This is a genomic window from Mongoliimonas terrestris (assembly GCF_001927285.1).
GTDB lineage: Bacteria > Pseudomonadota > Alphaproteobacteria > Rhizobiales > Pleomorphomonadaceae > Chthonobacter > Chthonobacter terrestris.
On the sequence record NZ_MSIG01000002.1, the window covers coordinates 204811 to 222204 of the forward strand.

12 protein-coding genes and 1 other annotated feature are annotated in these 17394 nt (G+C 66.4%); of the genes, 5 read left to right on the forward strand and 7 right to left on the reverse strand.

Annotation, left to right across the window (positions count from 1 at the left end; genetic code table 11):
- Positions 1-92: 92 nt before the first annotated feature.
- A complete protein-coding gene (locus BUQ68_RS03390; protein ID WP_139315137.1) occupies positions 93-944 on the reverse strand; it encodes a TylF/MycF/NovP-related O-methyltransferase in 852 nt (283 codons plus the stop codon).
- A gap of 285 nt (positions 945-1229) precedes the next feature.
- Positions 1230-1285 (reverse strand) — a sequence feature (sul1 is cis-regulatory element that is thought to sense ions involved in sulfur or methionine metabolism; They are found in Alphaproteobacteria).
- 358 nt (positions 1286-1643) lie between these two features.
- Here BUQ68_RS03390 and BUQ68_RS03395 point away from each other — a divergent pair.
- From BUQ68_RS03395 to BUQ68_RS03410, 4 genes are all read left to right on the forward strand, one after another.
- A complete protein-coding gene (locus tag BUQ68_RS03395; protein ID WP_139315139.1) occupies positions 1644-2288 on the forward strand; it encodes a hypothetical protein in 645 nt (214 codons plus the stop codon).
- 155 nt (positions 2289-2443) lie between these two features.
- Complete coding sequence (locus BUQ68_RS03400) at positions 2444-3283, forward strand: metallophosphoesterase family protein (protein WP_083656228.1); 840 nt, start codon at positions 2444-2446, stop codon at positions 3281-3283.
- A gap of 405 nt (positions 3284-3688) precedes the next feature.
- The gene (locus BUQ68_RS03405; RefSeq protein WP_210215579.1) at positions 3689-4717 is read left to right on the forward strand and encodes a glycosyltransferase family A protein; all 1029 of its coding nucleotides are present in this window, start codon (positions 3689-3691) and stop codon (positions 4715-4717) included.
- Between the two features lie 105 nt (positions 4718-4822).
- The gene (locus BUQ68_RS03410; protein WP_075214533.1) at positions 4823-5929 is read left to right on the forward strand and encodes an NAD(P)/FAD-dependent oxidoreductase; all 1107 of its coding nucleotides are present in this window, start codon (positions 4823-4825) and stop codon (positions 5927-5929) included.
- A 294-nt stretch (positions 5930-6223) separates the two neighbouring features.
- On the opposite strand, the gene BUQ68_RS03415 is transcribed toward BUQ68_RS03410, so the two are convergent.
- Positions 6224-7234: a polysaccharide biosynthesis/export family protein gene (locus BUQ68_RS03415; protein WP_483428770.1), complete on the reverse strand. Its 1011-nt coding sequence runs from the start codon at positions 7232-7234 to the stop codon at positions 6224-6226.
- 892 nt (positions 7235-8126) lie between these two features.
- Entirely contained in the window at positions 8127-9539 is a 1413-nt protein-coding gene (locus tag BUQ68_RS03420; RefSeq protein ID WP_139315140.1) for a hypothetical protein, read from the reverse strand.
- A 649-nt stretch (positions 9540-10188) separates the two neighbouring features.
- Here BUQ68_RS03420 and BUQ68_RS03425 point away from each other — a divergent pair.
- Complete coding sequence (locus BUQ68_RS03425) at positions 10189-12585, forward strand: polysaccharide biosynthesis tyrosine autokinase (RefSeq protein WP_083656229.1); 2397 nt, start codon at positions 10189-10191, stop codon at positions 12583-12585.
- Between the two features lie 95 nt (positions 12586-12680).
- On the opposite strand, the gene BUQ68_RS03430 is transcribed toward BUQ68_RS03425, so the two are convergent.
- From BUQ68_RS03430 to BUQ68_RS03445, 4 genes are all read right to left on the reverse strand, one after another.
- Positions 12681-13808, reverse strand: coding sequence for a GumK N-terminal domain-containing glycosyltransferase (locus tag BUQ68_RS03430; protein ID WP_075214536.1), 1128 nt, complete (start codon positions 13806-13808; stop codon positions 12681-12683).
- Between the two features lie 204 nt (positions 13809-14012).
- Positions 14013-15062, reverse strand: a complete 1050-nt coding sequence (locus BUQ68_RS03435) for a glycoside hydrolase family 5 protein (RefSeq protein ID WP_075214537.1) — start codon at positions 15060-15062, stop codon at positions 14013-14015.
- 8 nt (positions 15063-15070) lie between these two features.
- On the reverse strand, positions 15071-16390 hold the full coding sequence (locus BUQ68_RS03440; RefSeq protein ID WP_075214538.1) for a hypothetical protein: 1320 nt from the start codon (positions 16388-16390) through the stop codon (positions 15071-15073).
- 235 nt (positions 16391-16625) lie between these two features.
- Positions 16626-17369, reverse strand: coding sequence for a trypsin-like serine peptidase (locus tag BUQ68_RS03445; protein ID WP_075214539.1), 744 nt, complete (start codon positions 17367-17369; stop codon positions 16626-16628).
- Positions 17370-17394 lie beyond the last annotated feature (25 nt).

A 17394-nucleotide genomic window follows, 5' to 3' on the forward strand; every position in this document is an offset into this window, starting at 1 on the left:
ACCACCCTCCCCTCCACGTGCCGTCACGGCCATGTCGGGAAGGCTGGGCCACGCCCCCGCTGGGCGCCCACGCGCGCGAACCGGCCTGCCTCTCAACCGCGCGTGAGAAGGAAGATGCGCGCCTCCGGGCGGTAGGCCGGCAAGGGATCGGCCCGAAGGGACGGATTGGCTTGAAGAAAGGCTTCGAACGCTTCCTTCTCGCCGATGTCGCCCGTGTCCGACCGCCAGCCCCAATCGTCGAAGATGATCACGGCGTGCGATCCGATGTGCGGCGCGCAGAACCGCAGGACCTGCTCGGTGGCCGAGAACAGGTCGCAATCGATCATGATCACGCTCATCGGGCCGAGGTCGTAGAGCGACCGCGTATCGTCGGTGAGGGTCTCCTCGAACCACCCCTTCACCAGGGTGACGCGGTCGAGATCCACGCCGTTCTTGTCCAAGTAGCGCCGCGTTGCGGTGATGGAGGAGCAGAAATCGCCCGGATGCCACCCCTCCTCGGCGGCGGACGGCGGCAGGCCCTCGAAGCTGTCGAAGCCGATGAGGCGCATGTCGCCATAGCCGGCCTCCTGCACGACGTGAAACGCACAGGTGAGCGACGTGCCCCGGCTGACGCCGAACTCCACATAGGCACCGCGGGGCGGTTCACCCGTCACGGCCTGCAGACGATCGAGGGCGTCGCGCAGGCAGGATGAATAGCTTTCCGCGGGCACCAAAGGCGTCCAGGGTGTCCAGCCCCGGGACCGGAGCTTGGACCAGACCCGCAGGGCGGGACCCTCCAGGCCGATGGAATGCAATGTCGTCTTGGCGATGTCTTTGATCATTCGACCAACATCCATAATAATTTGAGCACCCAGCCAAACGATCAACGTCTGCGACGGCCAGTCGTTGCATGGTTTATTGCTCCTTCCCTCAATTATTTCGGCTTTATCCATCAAATCGGACAAGACGAAACCTTGTCGCCTGCACAGACGCACAGGAGATCAGCAAAATCAGATGCAACGGATACAGTCGTCGTCGCGACACACGTCGTCGACCCGACAACCGTTGCGGTGATTGGCTTTACGGAAGGAGCGCAGGCCCTCGTCAAATCGCTCTGGCGAACCGACGCTGTCGCATCGGGTAGGGCGATGGCATGGGTCGCCAGTCGGGGCAGGACCAGCCGAACGCAGGCACGCAGCGGGCTTAAATGCCGCAACGATGGCCAGGGATCGGCAAACTGCCGCGATCTTGATTGTCCGGCGGATCGGCGGCCGGAAGAGCCACCCGGAATTTCACCGGGTCCTTGTGGATAATGAAGTGTAGCGCCGGGACGGGTTCGAATGCAAGAAGGGACTTTCCGCTTGCAAGGCGTTCCTTGCGCGGGGTTTTTCCACGCTGTCCTGAAAGGGGCCCGGCGGCGATGGACGGACCGTCCCCGGCGCCGCGTTTCCGCGTCTTCGGATCCACAGCCGTCCCGCTGGCTGGGCCGGGCGCGTTTCTTCGCGTTCGCGAAGACCTTGTCGCGCGCCCTATGGAAGGTCACATGTGCGGCATAGATTGTGCGTCGCGGTCGATCGGACGGCGCGGACGGAAGGTCGGCGGCATTCGATATCGGCGGCGTTGGACCGTGATGCGGGTGGCTCGGCACAGGGCGGGGGAAAACGATGTCCCATGAGAAGGGCTCCTGGTGGATGCGCGGACTGACGGTCGGCGTCTGCCTGGCGATCGGCGGCCTGTCGGCGATCTCCGTGCTGCGCGCGGGCGGCACACTGCCGTTGGTGCGGGCGGCGGAGGATCCGCAGGCCTTGCCGACCGAAGCGCTTTCGGCCCTCCTGACGGCTGTGCCGGAGACCTGCGATGGCGCGGCCTTTCCGGCCCGCCGGACCATCCATGGTGCCCTCGCCGACCGGACGGACGCACCCGACGCCGTGACGGACGCCGCCCGCCGCACGGCGGCCCTCGCCGTCGCGTGTTCGCCGGCCGACGGCCGCGCGCTCGCCTGGCACGCGCGTCTCTTAGCCGGAGAGGCGGCCATTCGCGCCGCCCTCCTCTCGCAGAAGACGGCGCCGGCGGATCCGGCGGCGCTGCGGGACCGGGTGGCGGTGTGGAGCCGGACCGGCGGCGACCTGCCGCCTGAAGCCTTCGAGGCGTTCGAGTCCGACCTGACGGTCGTGCTCTCCACATGGGCGGAACCGGACGTGCGAGCCGTGACCCAGGCACTTTCGCCGGCCCACCGATCGGTGCTGGCGGAAAGGATGGCGGCGCTGCCGGCCGAGCGGCGGGATTTGCTTAACCAATTCGGAATTTAGACTTTCTAAGCCATCGAACTCGCTACCGACCTGACCTATTGTGTAAGGTGAATGGTTTCGGCACCGAACAGGCGCCATCAAGACATGAAGGATAGCAACGCGGCCGCGTACGGGCCGTGCGTACCTGTGTATTGCGTGTGTTCGAGGTACTTGCGATGCGTAAGGTTATCGACTGGCTCAGCCGGTTCACGGGTGAAGAGGCCATGCCGGCGCAACCCGTCGAACGCTACCACGCGACCATCGAACCTGACGACGCGGTGGTCTATGCGGTCGGTGACGTCCACGGTTGCCTGGACGAACTCCGCGCGCTGGAATCCCTGATCGTCGAAGACGCTCGGAAACAGTCCGGCCCGGCCTACATCGTCATGGCCGGGGACTATGTGGACCGCGGTCCGAACTCCGCCGGCGTGCTCGCCCATCTGGTCGAACCGGCGCCCGACGGGCTGCAGCGGATCTGCCTTGCCGGCAATCATGACGCGTCCATGCTGGCCTTCCTGAAGAACCGTCGGGGCGACCCGACCTGGATCCGCATCGGCGGGGCCGAGACCTTGCGCTCCTACGGGCTTGAGATCTCGCGCGTCGTGATGGGGCGGTCCTACCTGCGGACGCTGGCGGACCTGGCGAAGGCCAAGGTCCCGGTCGAACATCGCATGTTCCTGGAGACGCTGCGCTGGACCGTCCGGTTCGGCGACTACCTGATCGTGCATGCCGGCCTTCGCCCGGGCGTTCCGCTCCTCGATCAGACCCCCTTCGACCTCATGTGGATCCGCGACGACTTCATCCGGTCCACCGATCCGCTGCCCTACGTGGTGGTGCACGGCCACACGCCGGTGGAGCGTCCGGTGCGGCTGCAGAACCGGATCGCCATCGACACCGCCGCCTACGCGACGGGGCGACTGACCGCCGCACGGCTCAGCCGCGAAGGCGTCACCTTCCTGACCACCCCGGCCATCGGCCTGGAACCCCTGCCGGCGCTTCTCGCGGCCAATCACTGACACCAAGCTCGCAAGGTCCCGACCTGTCGGCACCTTAAGAGTGCAGGCAAGCCCGAACGGGCGCCGACCGGTCAGGCCGCAACGCTCGTGAAGGTCGGACGAGTCCGACCGTCACGAGCCCAGTATGGCACCAGGGGCGCATTCGACGGACAAGACGCCGCTTCGCGAGTCGTTGCGGTGCTTGCGCGACCGCGTACTTCCGGCTTCACTGGGCCGGACGGCGGGGCGTCGGCAACCGTGGACCCAGGTCCCGTGCAGGCGGCGTTGTCCGCCTGCCACGGCCACCACGGAATCGGCTCACCGCGCGTCGGCGCGATCCCACAAGCCAGAATCGATACGTAAAATCGTATACGTTGCGAGCGATACTGTGGGTTCGTTCGAGCGCGGGAGGCGCGGTGTATGGTGATGCGGGACGGTTCTTATCCGCTCGTGGCGGTGGTCACTCCAGTCCGCGACGGCGCCCCCCATCTTGCGGAGACTTTGGAGTCCGTCCAGGCGCAGGACTATCCGGCGCTCCTCCACGTGGTGCTGGACAACGCCAGCACCGACGCGACCCCGTCCATCCTGAAGGCCTATGCGGCTGGGCGTGTGCAACTGGCGGTGTGGCGCAATCGGGAACCGCTCCGCCGCGCCGCGAACTGGGAAACCGCCATCCACCAGATCCCGGCCGAGACCGGCTATTTCCGCCTGCTGGCGGCCGGCGACCGCATGCGGCCGGACGCGATCAGCCGGATGGTGGCCGTCGCCGAAGCGAGCCCGAACGTCGGCGCGGTCGGCACCCTGGTGGCCGGATCCGCCGGCCTCGTGCCCGACTACCGCCTGCTTCCCACCGACCGGACCGTGTTTTCAGGCCACGACATCGCGGCGGGACTGTTCCGTGACGAGGTCAATCCGGTGTGGGTCCGGCACGTGCTGGTGCGCGCCTCGCTCCTTCACCACCGAGCGCCCTATTTCACCCAGACCCTGCACCACGTGGACCTCGACAGCTTCTTCTCGCTCATGTGCGTCAGCGACTTCGGCTTCGTGCACGAGGTGCTCGGCTGGGACCGGGCGCTTCTCTCCGGCACGCGCCCGGACGTCTACGACCCGTCGCTGGTGTTGGAGTGGATGCAGGCGCTGAACCGCTACGGTCCCTTGTGTTTCACCCCGGACGAGTATGCCCGCGTTTCGGCCCGCTTCTATCGGCGGTACACGGACACGCTGCTGACGTGGCGCTACACCGGCCGGATAGACGCGGACGTCTACCGCCAGCATCTCGGCGCCCTGACCGAGCGTGGCCATGCGCCCTCCTTCGGTCGATCCCTGGCGGCGATGCTGAAGAGCGTGCCGCGTTCGCTCCGCATCCGGCGCGGCAAGGCGGGACCGAAGAAGAAGCTGCGGATCGAGCGCACGCCGCACATGCTCCGCGCCGACCCGGCCAGCGCGGCGCCTTGATATGCAGGCGCGTTAGTGTCTTGTGAGGGCGGTGCGCTGTAGATTGCCGGGCGAGAGTCCCGCGCCGACCGGCGCGGACGCATCCATCGTTCGAGCGGGTTCCCCATGGACCAAGTCGAGTGCGTTGTGGTGGGAGCGGGCGTGGTCGGACTGGCGATCGCGCGCGAGCTCGCCTTGAAAGGCCGCGAGGTCGTCGTTCTGGAGGCGGAAGGGGCGATCGGCACCCACACGTCGTCGCGGAACTCCGAAGTCATCCACGCGGGCATCTATTATCCGGCGGGATCGCTGAAAGCCGATTTCTGCGTGCGCGGGCGCCAACGGCTCTACGAATACGCCGAGGCGCACGGCATCAAGCACAACAGGTGCGGCAAGATCATCGTGGCGACGACGCCCGAGCAGGAGCCGCAGCTGGCGGCGATCCTGGCCGCCGGCCAGACCAATGGCGTGACCGACCTGACGCCCATTCCGCTGGCGAAGGCCCGCGAGATGGAACCGGAGGTGCGCTGCGTGGCCGCGCTCCACTCGCCCTCCACCGGCATCATCGATAGCCACGGGCTGATGCTCGCCTTCCAGGGCGAGGCGGAAGACCACGGCGCCATGCTGGCGTTCCACACGCCGATCGCCCGGGCGGAGGTGACGGCCGACGGCTTCCGCGTGACCACCGGGGGCGACGCGCCGACGACGCTCGGCTGCCGCATCCTGGTGAACGCCGCCGGGCTGACCGCCCCGGATGTGGCCCGCATGATCGACGGCTATGACGCGGCACTGGCGCCCGACGCCTACTACGCCCGCGGCGTCTATTTCACCCTGATAGGCGCGACGCCGTTCCGCCGGCTGGTATATCCGATCCCGGAACGCGCCGGCCTCGGCATCCACGTGACCCTCGACCTTGGCGGCCGCGCCCGTTTCGGCCCGGACGTGGAGTGGATCGACGGGATCGACTACCGCTTCGACGAGGGGCGCGCGGCAAAGTTCTACGACGCGATCCGGACCTATTGGCCGGGCCTGAAGGACGGCCAGCTTTCGCCGGGCTACACGGGCATCCGTCCGAAGATCTCCGGACCGAACGATCCAGCGGCCGATTTCATGATCCAGGGGCCGGAGAGCCACGGCGTGCCGGGTCTCGTCCACCTGTTCGGCATCGAATCTCCCGGCCTCACATCGTCCCTGAGCATCGGCGAGACGGTCGGAGGGATGCTCGCGGACGTTTGACCCGGCTGCTGCGGTCGCGGCGTTGTCCCGCCCGGCAGTCGTCCGGGCGCAGTGTCGGTTCGAAGGGGAGGCTCGCCGCCTCCCCTTTTCGTTTTCCGCGCAGGTCCATTTCGGCCGACAAGGCCCGTCCCGGTCTTGTCGGCACACCCAGCGACGGTCGGGTTTATCGCGGCGGCGACCGATCGTCTTCGGCGCGCATTCGCATGCAAACCCGGCCGCCAAGCGCCCAAACGAAAACCGCCTCCGGGCATGACCCGGAGGCGGTGATGGTTCGCTGGTTCGATCGACTGTGGATCAGTCGCCGATCGCCTTGATCGCGTTCCGCGCGTCGTTGATGTCCTGCGGCACGCCCGAGGCGGTCGTCGAGACGCTGTTGACGATGCTGAGGAACTTGACCAGTTCGACCGATTCCGCGTTCGACACGAAGACGATGTCGCCGTCCTGCATCGGGAACTTCTGGATGGTGAAGAAGCCCGCCGGATCGCGGAGGTTGGCGCGGTAGACGACCGGCACCCGCTCCTGGTGGATCTTCGACACGTCGGCGCCGTACTGGGCGACTTCGCGGCGCGGAACCATGCGATAGAGCAGCACTTCCGCCGGATCGGCCTGGTTGTCCAGGAGACCGCGCGCCTCGCCGAGAGCCTCGCTCAGGCTGAGCTCGGATTCCTCGAAGTTGAAGCGGCCCGAGAGGCCGGTGGCGCCGAAGGCCATGAAGGTGCGGCGCTCGCGGTCGACGTAGATCGTGTCGCCCGGGAGCACGTAGACGTTCTCGCTCGGATTGCGGATCACGTCCTCGAAGAGAACCGTGGCCGTGCGGCCGTTCCGCTCCAGGGTGATGTAGGTCTCGATGCCCGGGGTGGCGATGCCGCCGGCACGGGAGATCACGTCGAGGAGCCGCTCGCCGGCCGGGTTGAGTTCCAGCTTGGCGGGCGAGTTCACGTCACCGAGGACGGCGATCTCGGCGGACCGGCTCTGCTGGACGGTGATCAGAACCTGCGGCTCGATCGCGCGGTTGGCGAGGGTGTTCTCGATGTCGGTCTGGACCGTGGAGACGGTCCGGCCGGCGGCCTGGACGCGACCGGCGTAGGGCACCGTGATGTTGCCGGTGCTGTCGACGCGCTGGCTCGGCAGAGTGATGAAGTTGCCCGGACGGCTGCCCGCGTCGGCCGGAATGAAGAGACCGCCAGAACCGGCTTCGAAGATCGACACCTGAACGATGTCGCCGACGCCGAGCGGAAGGTCGGGCGCGTTGCCGCGGCCGACGCCGAAGCCCTTGGCGAGAGAGGAGCGGGTCTCGGCAGACACGTACGGGAGGATCGAGCTGTTGATGTCCACCAGGACATAGTCGACCCCGACGGTCTTGCCAGGAGACGTGAGCCGCTGAGAAGCAGACTTCTCAACTGCCTCGTGCGCAGGGCCGGACCGAGGAAGGGCCGAACAGCCACCAACGGCCAGTACGAGCGCCACTCCGGTCACCCGGACGAGTTCATTCCTTAGCCGCATACCCCACCCATCCTTTGGATCGTTTGGTTGAACTATATAGCATGAGCGGGCTCACGCCATTTCAATGAGTGCCGATCCGGTCGCGAAGATCACTTGAGTCAGCAGTGTTGCGTTCCCGCAACATTAACCCTGTTTTCAAGATCGCTTCCGCTGAAACCCTCACTCCACCTTTGGCCAAGACTGCCGTAGCACACCAACAGAGCTTTGATGTTCTGCGTCCTCCCGGCCACCTCTCCAAGTCTACGTTCGGATTCCAATAATCTATGCAGACCTAAAAAACTCTTTATCGGGGTTTACGACGATGGCCCGAAGCCGTGCAAGCCGAAACAGCACCCTTTGCCCACCTGTTGGTCGACTGATGCACCGACGCCACGCAAAACCGGCATATTTCGCCAGTTTGCATCAGCTGTTCTGACAATATCAGGATGGGGCCGTGTTGTCCGCGACGAAAGGGTCGAAGCCGGAGCGGTTTGGTGTGGGCCGGACTCATGGTGAAGATGAGGCCGACACTTTGAAGCAAAACGATTCTTTTCCGCGCCTGTCGTTGCGTTCCCGCAACATGCGCCGGGCCGTCCGCGGCGCGATGGCGGGTCGGACGCGGTGCGACGTCGGAAAGGGGACGGACCTGCCGGCGCGGCCCTCTCCCGACAGGACCGGGGTGGCCGCGCCTGATGGGTCGGGTCTGCAGGATCGGTCAGGGCGCCTTGGTGTCAGCGCCGTCGGTGCCGACGGCCCGCTGGTCGATCGCCAGCGCGGCGGAGGTACCGAGCACGGCCGCCACCATCAGAAGAGTGGCGGGCGTCTCCACCGAGAGGTCGAGGGCGGCCTGGGTGCCGACCAGCGCCAGGGTGCCGAACCCCAGCATCGAGGCCCAGTTGTGCCGGTGGCGGCGGCGGCAGGCCATGGCGAAGTTCCCCACCAGCGCCACCACGGCGATGACGAGCAGAACCGGAGCAATGAGGCCGAGCGCGAGCAGAGCGGCCACATAGGTGTCGTCCACCCGCCCCCAGGCATCGTTGACGACGCAGGCCGGATCCCGGTAGGCGGCGGACGCGAGGTCGAATGCGCCGAGTCCCGTGCCGAGCAACCAGTTCTCGTGCACGGCCTGCACCACGCCCGCCACGTTGCAATATCCGAAGTCGGCGGTCAGTGCGGTCACGTCCACCTGCGTCAGGGCGACGTAGCCGGCCACCAGGATCACGGCGGACACGGCGACGACCATGGCGGCGCGCCCCATGGTCCGGCGCGCGCTCGGCGCGAGGGCGACGCGCACGTCGTTCGGGCGGCGCGCCGTGACGAGGCCGACCAGGATGAAGACCGCAAGGCCGACACCCGTCGAGATCATTCCCGACCGTGACTGGGTCATGGCAAGGGCGGCGACGGTCAGCACCAACATGCCGGCATAGACGAGGGCGCGGCGCTCGCGCTTGCGCACCGGCCGCCAGGGATCGAACACCCGGGCGATCGTGTCCAGCCACTCATGGCCGTACATGGACCGGGCCACCTGCCCCGCCTGGGCGAGCACCGCAAGCCCGAGGAAGGTGGCGGCGGCGTTGCGCTCGCCGAAAATGGTGCCGAGATCCTCGAACGCCACCTTGACCGGGCCAAGCTCGAGGCCGGGCGGCAGGAAGCGCAGCCGCAGGAAGGAATAGAGGGCGAGGGCAACGCCGAAGAGCGCCAGGAACACGACCACCTTCTTGGCGGTCTCGTCGTTGCGGCTGATGGAGAGCACGGCGATGAAGAACAGGAAGGGCGCGATCGACGGCCCGAGCGCCGCCATGCTGTCCGCCGGATCGAGCGCCACGCTCTGCCGCTCGACGGCCACCAGATCGCCGACGGCCTTGAAGGCCGGGTTGGCGAACGGGGCGCCCGGGCTGAGCCAGCTCTGCCAGAGGATGTAGGCGGCCAGGACCACGGCGGCGGCGAGCGCGAACCGGCTGAGGCCCGCGGCCCGCGGGTGCTCGCCGATTCGCAGGTAGACGATTGCGGCGAACACCGAAATGGCCACGGCCAGCCCGTCCGAGGCGATCTGATGGAAGACGCCCTGCGGCAGGATGCCGAGCGCCACGAATCCGACGACGACCGCCGCCAGGACAGTCTGGGACATGTCGGCGGTGCTCGAGGCCGCCCGTTCGGAAGAGGTCAGTCTTGTCATCGCCAGGCGCTTGTCCATCAACAGGAAATCTGTCGCAATCGGGCGTCCGGGCCACGATCGCCATCTCTCAACGGGTGCCGGTTCGGCAAAACGCTGACCGGTCGCCCTCAAGATCCTTTGAAGCCGCGGCGCGTCAACACCGACCGTAGCCGATCCGTCCTTATGAAATCACGGACGGTTGAGAAAAGCATTAAGAGGATCATTCTTATGCATATATTACCGCAAGGGCGGCCGGCGCTGATCGTCGCGGGTGAATCGTCATATATGTTCCCTCAGGCAAATATAGAGGCGTCGCGGTGACTTGGCGTTATTGCCCGCAGGCTTAAATGTTCATTTAGCGTGTTGTTGCCAAATCGCTGCCGCATTTCTAAAGCATGGGAGTGCGTTTACTAATCATAGCCACCGCGTATGACGCACTGCACGCGCGCGAATAGTGTGCTATGAAGGCGACGTCGGACAGGAACCAGGACCGGATTGGCAGATTGGTTCGCTAGGCTCGCTTGTTTTGACATCGCGTCCGAGTGATTGAAAAAGGCCAAGCGGGTCCGCCGCTCGCCTCACTCCGCGTCAGGCGGGTTCATTGGTCTTCGAGAGAGGTCGCATGCTGAAAGAAGTCGATCAGTCCGCTGGGTTCGACGTGATCCCGAACGCGGACGCCGGCGGCACCTCGCTCGACATCGACTGGCTTCTTGCCGCCGCCCGGCGGCAGATGAAAGTGGTCGGTCTGGCGACGTTGATTGGCCTGCTCCTTGGCACGGCCTATGCGATCACCGCGACGCCCGTCTACACCGCCAAGACCACGGTGCTGATCGACGGCCTGAAGACGAACGCGCTGACCGAGCTTGAGCGGAGCGCCGACTTCCTGCGCGAGAACGGCGGCGTGGAGAGCCAGGTTCTCGTCATCAAGTCCGAAAAGATCGCCAACGCGGTGATCAACGAGCTGAAACTGCTCGACGATCCCGAGTTCACCGCCGACATGTCGAGCGTTGTGGACCGGGTGAAGAACACGATCCGCGGCGCCATCACGGCCCTTTTCACCATCGGCAGCACGAACCAGTTGCCCGACGGCGCGGAAAACTTCCTGAGCCGCCGGCTCGCCATCGAGGCGCTTCTGGCCAGCACCAACGTGGAGCGGCTCGGCAACAGCTTCGCGATGGACATCAGCTATACGTCGCCCTTCCCCTACAAGGCCGCGCAGATCGCCAACGCGATCGCCGACGCCTATCTGGAGGACCAGCTCGGCTCCAAGTACGACGCCACCCGGCGGGCGAGCGAGTGGCTGGAAGTCCGCATCCAGGAGCTGAAGCAGCAGTCGCTGACGTCCGAGCTGGCTGTGCAGAAGTTCAAGGCCGAGAACAATCTCACCGCCAGCCAGGGCCGCCTGCTCAGCGACCAGCAGCTCTCCGAGGTCAACAACCAGCTGATTCTCGCCCAGGCGGAGCGCAGCCAAGCTGAGGCACGCTACAACCGGATCCGGGGCATTCTGGACCGTGGCGAGATGGAAGCGGCGATCTCCGAATCGATCTCCAACCCGGTGATCATCGACCTGCGCACCAAATACCTCGCCGCCTCCAAACTGGAGGCGGACATCACCTCCCGGCTCGGGCCGGAGCATCTCCAGGCGGTGAACCTGCGCAACGAGATGCAGGAATACAACCGGCTCATCTTCGACGAACTCGGCCGCATCGCCGCCAGCCTTCAGAGCGAGGTGGAGATCGCCCGCGCGCGCGAGGACTCGATCCGGTCGGGCCTTGCCGGGCTGGTCGGGCAGAGCTCGGAGACCAACCAGAGCCTCGTCACCCTGCGTGAGCTGGAGCGGGAGGCGCAGACCTACAACCGCCTCTACGAGGACTTCCTCGCCCGCTACCAGGAGTCCCTGCAGAAGCAGTCGTTCCCGGTCAGCGAGGCGCGCATCATCACGCCGGCCACCCAGCCGCTCGGCCCTTCGGCGCCGCAGAAGGGCATGCTGGTGTTCGGCTCGCTCTTCCTCGGGTTGATGGTGGGCGCAGGCATCGGAGCGCTTCGCGAGTTCCGCGACCGGGGCTTCCGCACCGGGCAGCAGGTGGAAAACCTCGGGTTCGAGTTCCTGGGGTTCCTGCCGCGGTCCGGCCCGGCGCCGGGCGCGGAGAAGACCGCCGCCAAGGGCCTCGGGGCGTGGTTCGGCAAGAGCAAGACCGCACCGGCGCCCGCGACCCCGGCGCGCCAGCCGCTCGCCGATCTCAACCTCAACACCGTGCACATGGAGTACGCGCGCAACCGCGCCCGCAGCCCCAACCCGGTGCCGCCGATCATGCGGCGGGCGACCCTCGCCCCCCTGTCGCGCTTCTCCGAAACGCTGCGCGCCACCAAGGTGGCCATCGACATCGCCACCGTGGACCAGCGGCCCAAGGTGATCGGCATCGTGTCGCTGCTGCCCGGCGAGGGCAAGACGACCGTGTCGAAGAACCTCGCCAGCATGATCGCCCACCAGGGCGGCCGCACGCTTCTGATCGACGGCGACCTGCGCAATCCCGGCCTCAGCCGGGCCCTCGGCGCCACCGTGGACGTGGGCCTCTCCGAGGTGCTGCTCGACCAGGTGACGTTCGAGGACGCGCTGCTGATCGAACCGGACACCGGCCTGTCGGTGCTGCCGGTGTCGGGCCGCCAGCGCATCACCCATTCCAGCGAGCTCCTCGCCTCGCCGGCCATGCGGTCGCTGATCCGGGAGGCCGGCCGCTCGCACGACTACGTGCTCGTCGACCTGCCGCCGATCGGCCCGGTGGTGGACGCGCGCGCGGCGGCGTCGGTGTTCGACGGCTTCGTCTATGTGATCGAGTGGGGCGCCACCAGCCGCAGCTCCGTGCGGCGCGCCCTTCAGGCCGAATCCGCGATTGCGCGCAAGTGCATCGGCGTCATTCTGAACAAGGTGGATTCGGAGACCATCAACCTCTACGAGACCACCGCCTCGGCCTACTACGACCACGCCCGCTACAGCGCCTACTACCGCGATCCGCACTGAGAGGACGCGTCATGGACGAACACCAAGGGGCGGCGCGGATCACGCGCCGCCCCTTGGTGTTTTGTACCTTGTGGGGAATCGCCGAAGGGTTTCGGTCAGGCGGCGGTTTTCAGGACGGCGGTGTCACTGAAGCCGGTCGGGTCGATGAGCCGCTGGATCACGTCGGGCCAGGTCAGCGGGCGCACCGGTTCGAAGGCGGCCGCCGGGTCGAGCGCGGCGCGGAAGGCCGCCACGATGGATGCCGGATTCCCCGGTTCGTAGCCGAACCGGCCGCGATGGCCGCCGGCCGCAAAATCCGGACAGACCGCCGGAAGGCCGAGATGGCCGTACTGCATCAGCTTCATGCTGGAATCGGACAGGTAGCCGGATTCGTGATCGCGCCGGTAGGGCGCGACGCCGACGGACGCGTGCTTCAGATAGGGCACCGTCTCGTTGAAGGGCAGGCGGCCGATCTCGCGCAGGTTCGGATAGGTCGCCCCGAGCGGCGGGGTGCCGATCAGGTGGAAACGGACGTCCGGGAAGGCTTCCGCCGCGGTGGTGAACACCTGCCGGTCGAACAGCATGGACCCGACCGTGACCACGTTCTGCCCGGGCTTGTAGGGATTCGGCGCCTCCGCCGCGAAGGCCGTCATGTCGACGCCGTGCGGGATGAAGTAGATCGGGCGGCCGAAGCCGGCGAAATGCGCCGCCATGGCGCGGGCCACCACGACGATCGCGTCGATGCCCGCGCGGTCGCGGAAGAGCATGCGGTCGATATGCGGGTGCGCCTTGACGGTCTCGTGCAGGTCGGACGCCAGATAGACGATCGCCGCCTTCGGGGCGACCCGCCGGACACGGCCGACGAACGCGGCGCTGAGGCCCGACTCCACGATGATCACGTCGGCTGCGTTCGCGGCGTCGTCGAGCGCCTTGCAGGGCCAGTTCACCCAGGCGTCGAACATGCGGTTCATGATGCCCTCGACCGGGCCGAGGCCACGGCCGAACGGGTGCACCGTCGTCTTCCAGAGGTAGGTCTCGATCCCGTCCACGGTCTCCCAGCGGTTGGCCCGGTCGTTCAGGTCCGCCCGTCGGTCGCCGACCATCAAGGAGAGATTGCTGAAGCCGACGGAGACGAAACGTGAGGTCCAGCCGGCGTCGCGGAACGCGTCTGCGATGAAATGCATGTTGACTCGCCACCCGGTCCGATAGTCGTGACGGGACAGGATGAGGACGGACCGCGACATACATTCATCTCCAGGGTCGACGGCGGGCCCCTTTGGCGAGGCAACGCGTCGTTTGACTATGCTCTACATACAATAATACCGCGATACGGCTGAAATGCAGCGATCCTCGACAGGAGGTCGCGGGTGTGCCCGAACGCGCGCCGTCGCGGCCGATCCGACGCGGCTCAGGCTCTCCGTCCCCTTGCCATCCAGGTGCGATGCCCTCTATCGCAGCTCGACGAGCAGATTGGTCTGGGGCTTGTCGCCGGTGCGACCGTCCGGCTCGACGCTGAAGTGGTAGTCCCCCCACCATGCGCCGGCCGCCCAGTAGCTCCAGCCGATCCAGACGTCCCGGTTGTCGCTCATATACTGCAGCATCGCCCTGCCCTCCGTCAGCCCATCCTTATGGCTGGCGAAGCCGAACTCGCCGAGGAAGCCCTTTACCTTGTTGGCGCGGGCCCAATCGGTGAAGGCCTTCAGGCGTGTCGCGCCGGACCCCCGCACGGTGGCGCCGCTGGTGCCGGAGCTGTCCGGGTCGAGATACTGGTGGACCTCGAAGGCATAGTTGTTGGCCGGGTCCTTGACGTTGATCATCACCGTGTCGTTGTCGCTGGTCACCCACGAATGGGCGCCGCTCCAATAGGACCCCGAGACGAGGACGAGTTGGCGCGCGCCGGTCTTGCGGATGGCCGCAATTGAGGCGTTCGCCGCCACCAGCCACTCGCTGGCGGTCTGGATATTGGGCTCGTTCATCAGGCCGTAGATGACGTTCGGCTTGTCCTTCAGGCGCCGCGCCACCTCCGCCCAGGCGTCGGCGAACGCCTTGGTGGCCTTCCGGTCGCGGCCGACCAGCGCGCCGCCGTCCATCATGCCGTACTGGTGGAAATCGATCAGGATGTAGGTGCTGGACCGGTAGGCGCGGGAAATGATCCGGGCAAGCTCGTTCCAGTCCGCCGTCCGCTTGCGATAGTTGGACTGGGGGCCGAGCAGGCGGTGGGTGAGCACGGGCACGCGGATGACCCGGAACCCCTTGCCGGTCCAGTAGTCCAGTTGCTCGTTGGTCGGGTAGACGTAGTCGAAGTTCATCCGCTTGCCGTCCGGATTGAACTCTCCGCCGGCAATGTTCACCCCGGTGATCCAGAGGTTGGGCTTCGATTGGCCGACGGCAGACGCCGCCGGCAGCAGCGCGAGTGCGAGGCCGAGCAGCAGGCCGGCCTTGGGGAGGCGCAGCCACCGGCTGAGGCCGGCGGAAATCCGAGCAGGGTCGAACGACATGGCATTCCTCACTGATGCTCCGGACGCATCGGCGCCTTGCCGAACACCCGAACGGACGGCCGTCGCGCCGCGACACCGGCGATCACCTGCCGCGCAGCGGCAAGTGCCGGTTCACGCGCCAGAACACCATAGGTGAACCAGAGCAATCCAGCCGTCTTGATGGAAAAGAGTGAATTGCTGACCAGAAGATTCAGCGCAATGTAAAGACAGACCGCGTGGAGAAAGATAACCGACGAAATGTTTTTGTACTTTATGTTAAATGCGATCATGCACCAGAGGATCGCCACACCGAAGATCGACTGGCTGTAGAGGAGATAGGCGAGGCCGCTGTCCATCACCTGGTAGGCGGAGCCGGGCGTGAGGCCCATCAGGTTGACGAAGCTGAAGTTGGTGATGGCGTTGTAGCTGAAAACCAGGCGACCCTTGAAGGTGTCGCCGTCATACTGCCAGCCGAAGATCAGGATGGCGGCGAACACCAGGATCACCACGCCCGGCAGATAGAGCGCGTTGGCGTAGCGGGGCAGGCGCAGGGCGAGCCAGCGGGTGGCGATCACCATCAGGATCGTCACGGTGGCGAACCGGCCGTCGCTGCCGACGAGCACCATGAAGGTGCTGATCACCAGGAACCAGCGGGTCCGCCGGCTGAGGTAGCTCCACAAGGCGACCGTGATCATCGACACGATGACGCAGTAGTTGCCGAGCGACACCGGCTCCAGGAACACCGACGACAAGCGGTGGATGTCGAGGAAGCCCATCAGGAAGCGCTCGCCCGGCCGGGAGGCGCTGGCGAACAGGTTGGAGCCTTCGTTCCAGAACTGCTCCTCGGAGAAGCCGCGGGTGTCGATGTAGTAGCGGACGATGTTGAAGACGTTGCCGTAGCTCTCCGGCGCGATCGCCTCGTAGAGCATCACCAGGAGCACGATCCACTGCAGGCGCACCAGGACGCGGATCACGTCCTGGCGGGTGGCGGTGAGGCCGAGGATGATGAAGATCGGGATCAGGAGCACGTCGCGGGCAAGTTTCGGATCCACCGTCCCGCCGGCAAGCCCGAGGAGGATGTTCACCCCCAGGAAGAAGGCGGCGAGCAGGATCCAGAGTTCCTTGGCCTTGGTGATCGTCCGGCAGCCGATCGCGACCGCATAGGCGAGAAGGATCGCCTCGCAGGCGATCACCATCGCGGGCTTCACCGGGAGGATGTTGGCGTTGAGAAAGGCCAGGAACGCGTTGAACACCGCGGCCCCGATGATGATGAGGCTGAAGTGGTCGATGCGGATGTGAGGGATGGAGACCGACCGGCGCGCAAGTCGGGGCGTCAGTCCGGCGCGCATGCCTGATCCTTCTTCTCTGAGCGTCACCCGTGGGCGCAGGCCCCTGAGGACCGCCCGAACGATGGCCGTCGAAAATCCGCCCCCGTCGGGGCCATGGAATGGATCGGTTTTACAGCATATCCGCCGCCGGAGCCACCCGCCTTCCGCGAACGCGGTGAAGAACGCCCGCGCGCCGAGGGTCGACCCTGGTCTGTCCGGACGCGGATGGGGGGAGCCCGATCTTCCGAGCCGGAGCTCAGTGGCCCTCGATCATCCCGGCCGGGACGGAGACGCCGAGGCCGATCGGCCCGTCCGGGCCGATGGTGTAGGCGACGGCGATCCCGACGATCATGATCGATCCGTCCACCGTGGCGAAGATGGGCGACCCGCTTGCGCGGCCCTTGAGGTCGCAGTCGTGGAAGAAGATGTCGGGCTGCTGGGTGAGGCCGAGGATGTGGCAGTTGGTCTGCACGAGCAGGTGGGACGGCTTGTCGTGATGGTATCCGGCCAGCATCACGGTCCGCCCGACCAGCGGCTCCAGGGAACCGCCGTAGACCGTTGCCGGCCGCTTGTCGCCCGTCCGGGTGCCGCGCCGTTGGACGACGACGGTCGCCCAGTCGTTCTGCCGGTCGGGAAAGGGATTGCCGGTGGAGATGTCCGGGCGCTTGTGCGTGCTGCCCGGCACGACCTGGACGCCCTCGTAGAACGAAAGGAAGCGGCCCTCGTGATATCCCGCCAGGAAATGCAACTGCCGGGCGCCGTTCGGCTTTCCGGCAAGCCCGTTGACGCAGTGGCCGGCCGCCAGGATGCGGTCCGGCCCGATCAGCGTGGCGGAGCAGAACCCGCCGGTCTGGAGATTGAGCCGCCCCACCGCCGTCAGCGGCCATCGATCCGGCCGCGTCGGGACGCGATCATCCGCACCGATCACGCCCTCCTGGGCCATCGCGCCAAAAGAGAGGACGGTCAGGATCGCGCCGAGGACTGCTCGCAGGATTGCCATATATGACACCTCTTTTGATGCGACG

What these genes read in the sequence shown, in the direction of transcription:
- BUQ68_RS03395 (WP_139315139.1), top strand. Translation starts at nt 1,644, where the DNA reads ATGTCCCATGAGAAGGGCTCCTGGTGGATGCGCGGACTGACGGTCGGC.
- BUQ68_RS03405 (WP_210215579.1), top strand. Translation starts at nt 3,689, where the DNA reads ATGCGGGACGGTTCTTATCCGCTCGTGGCGGTGGTCACTCCAGTCCGC.
- BUQ68_RS03400 (WP_083656228.1), top strand. Translation starts at nt 2,444, where the DNA reads ATGCGTAAGGTTATCGACTGGCTCAGCCGGTTCACGGGTGAAGAGGCC.
- BUQ68_RS03425 (WP_083656229.1), top strand. Translation starts at nt 10,189, where the DNA reads ATGCTGAAAGAAGTCGATCAGTCCGCTGGGTTCGACGTGATCCCGAAC.
- BUQ68_RS03410 (WP_075214533.1), top strand. Translation starts at nt 4,823, where the DNA reads ATGGACCAAGTCGAGTGCGTTGTGGTGGGAGCGGGCGTGGTCGGACTG.
- BUQ68_RS03440 (WP_075214538.1), bottom strand. Translation starts at nt 16,390, where the DNA reads ATGCGCGCCGGACTGACGCCCCGACTTGCGCGCCGGTCGGTCTCCATC.
- BUQ68_RS03430 (WP_075214536.1), bottom strand. Translation starts at nt 13,808, where the DNA reads ATGTCGCGGTCCGTCCTCATCCTGTCCCGTCACGACTATCGGACCGGG.
- BUQ68_RS03445 (WP_075214539.1), bottom strand. Translation starts at nt 17,369, where the DNA reads ATGGCAATCCTGCGAGCAGTCCTCGGCGCGATCCTGACCGTCCTCTCT.
- BUQ68_RS03420 (WP_139315140.1), bottom strand. Translation starts at nt 9,539, where the DNA reads ATGTCCCAGACTGTCCTGGCGGCGGTCGTCGTCGGATTCGTGGCGCTC.
- BUQ68_RS03435 (WP_075214537.1), bottom strand. Translation starts at nt 15,062, where the DNA reads ATGTCGTTCGACCCTGCTCGGATTTCCGCCGGCCTCAGCCGGTGGCTG.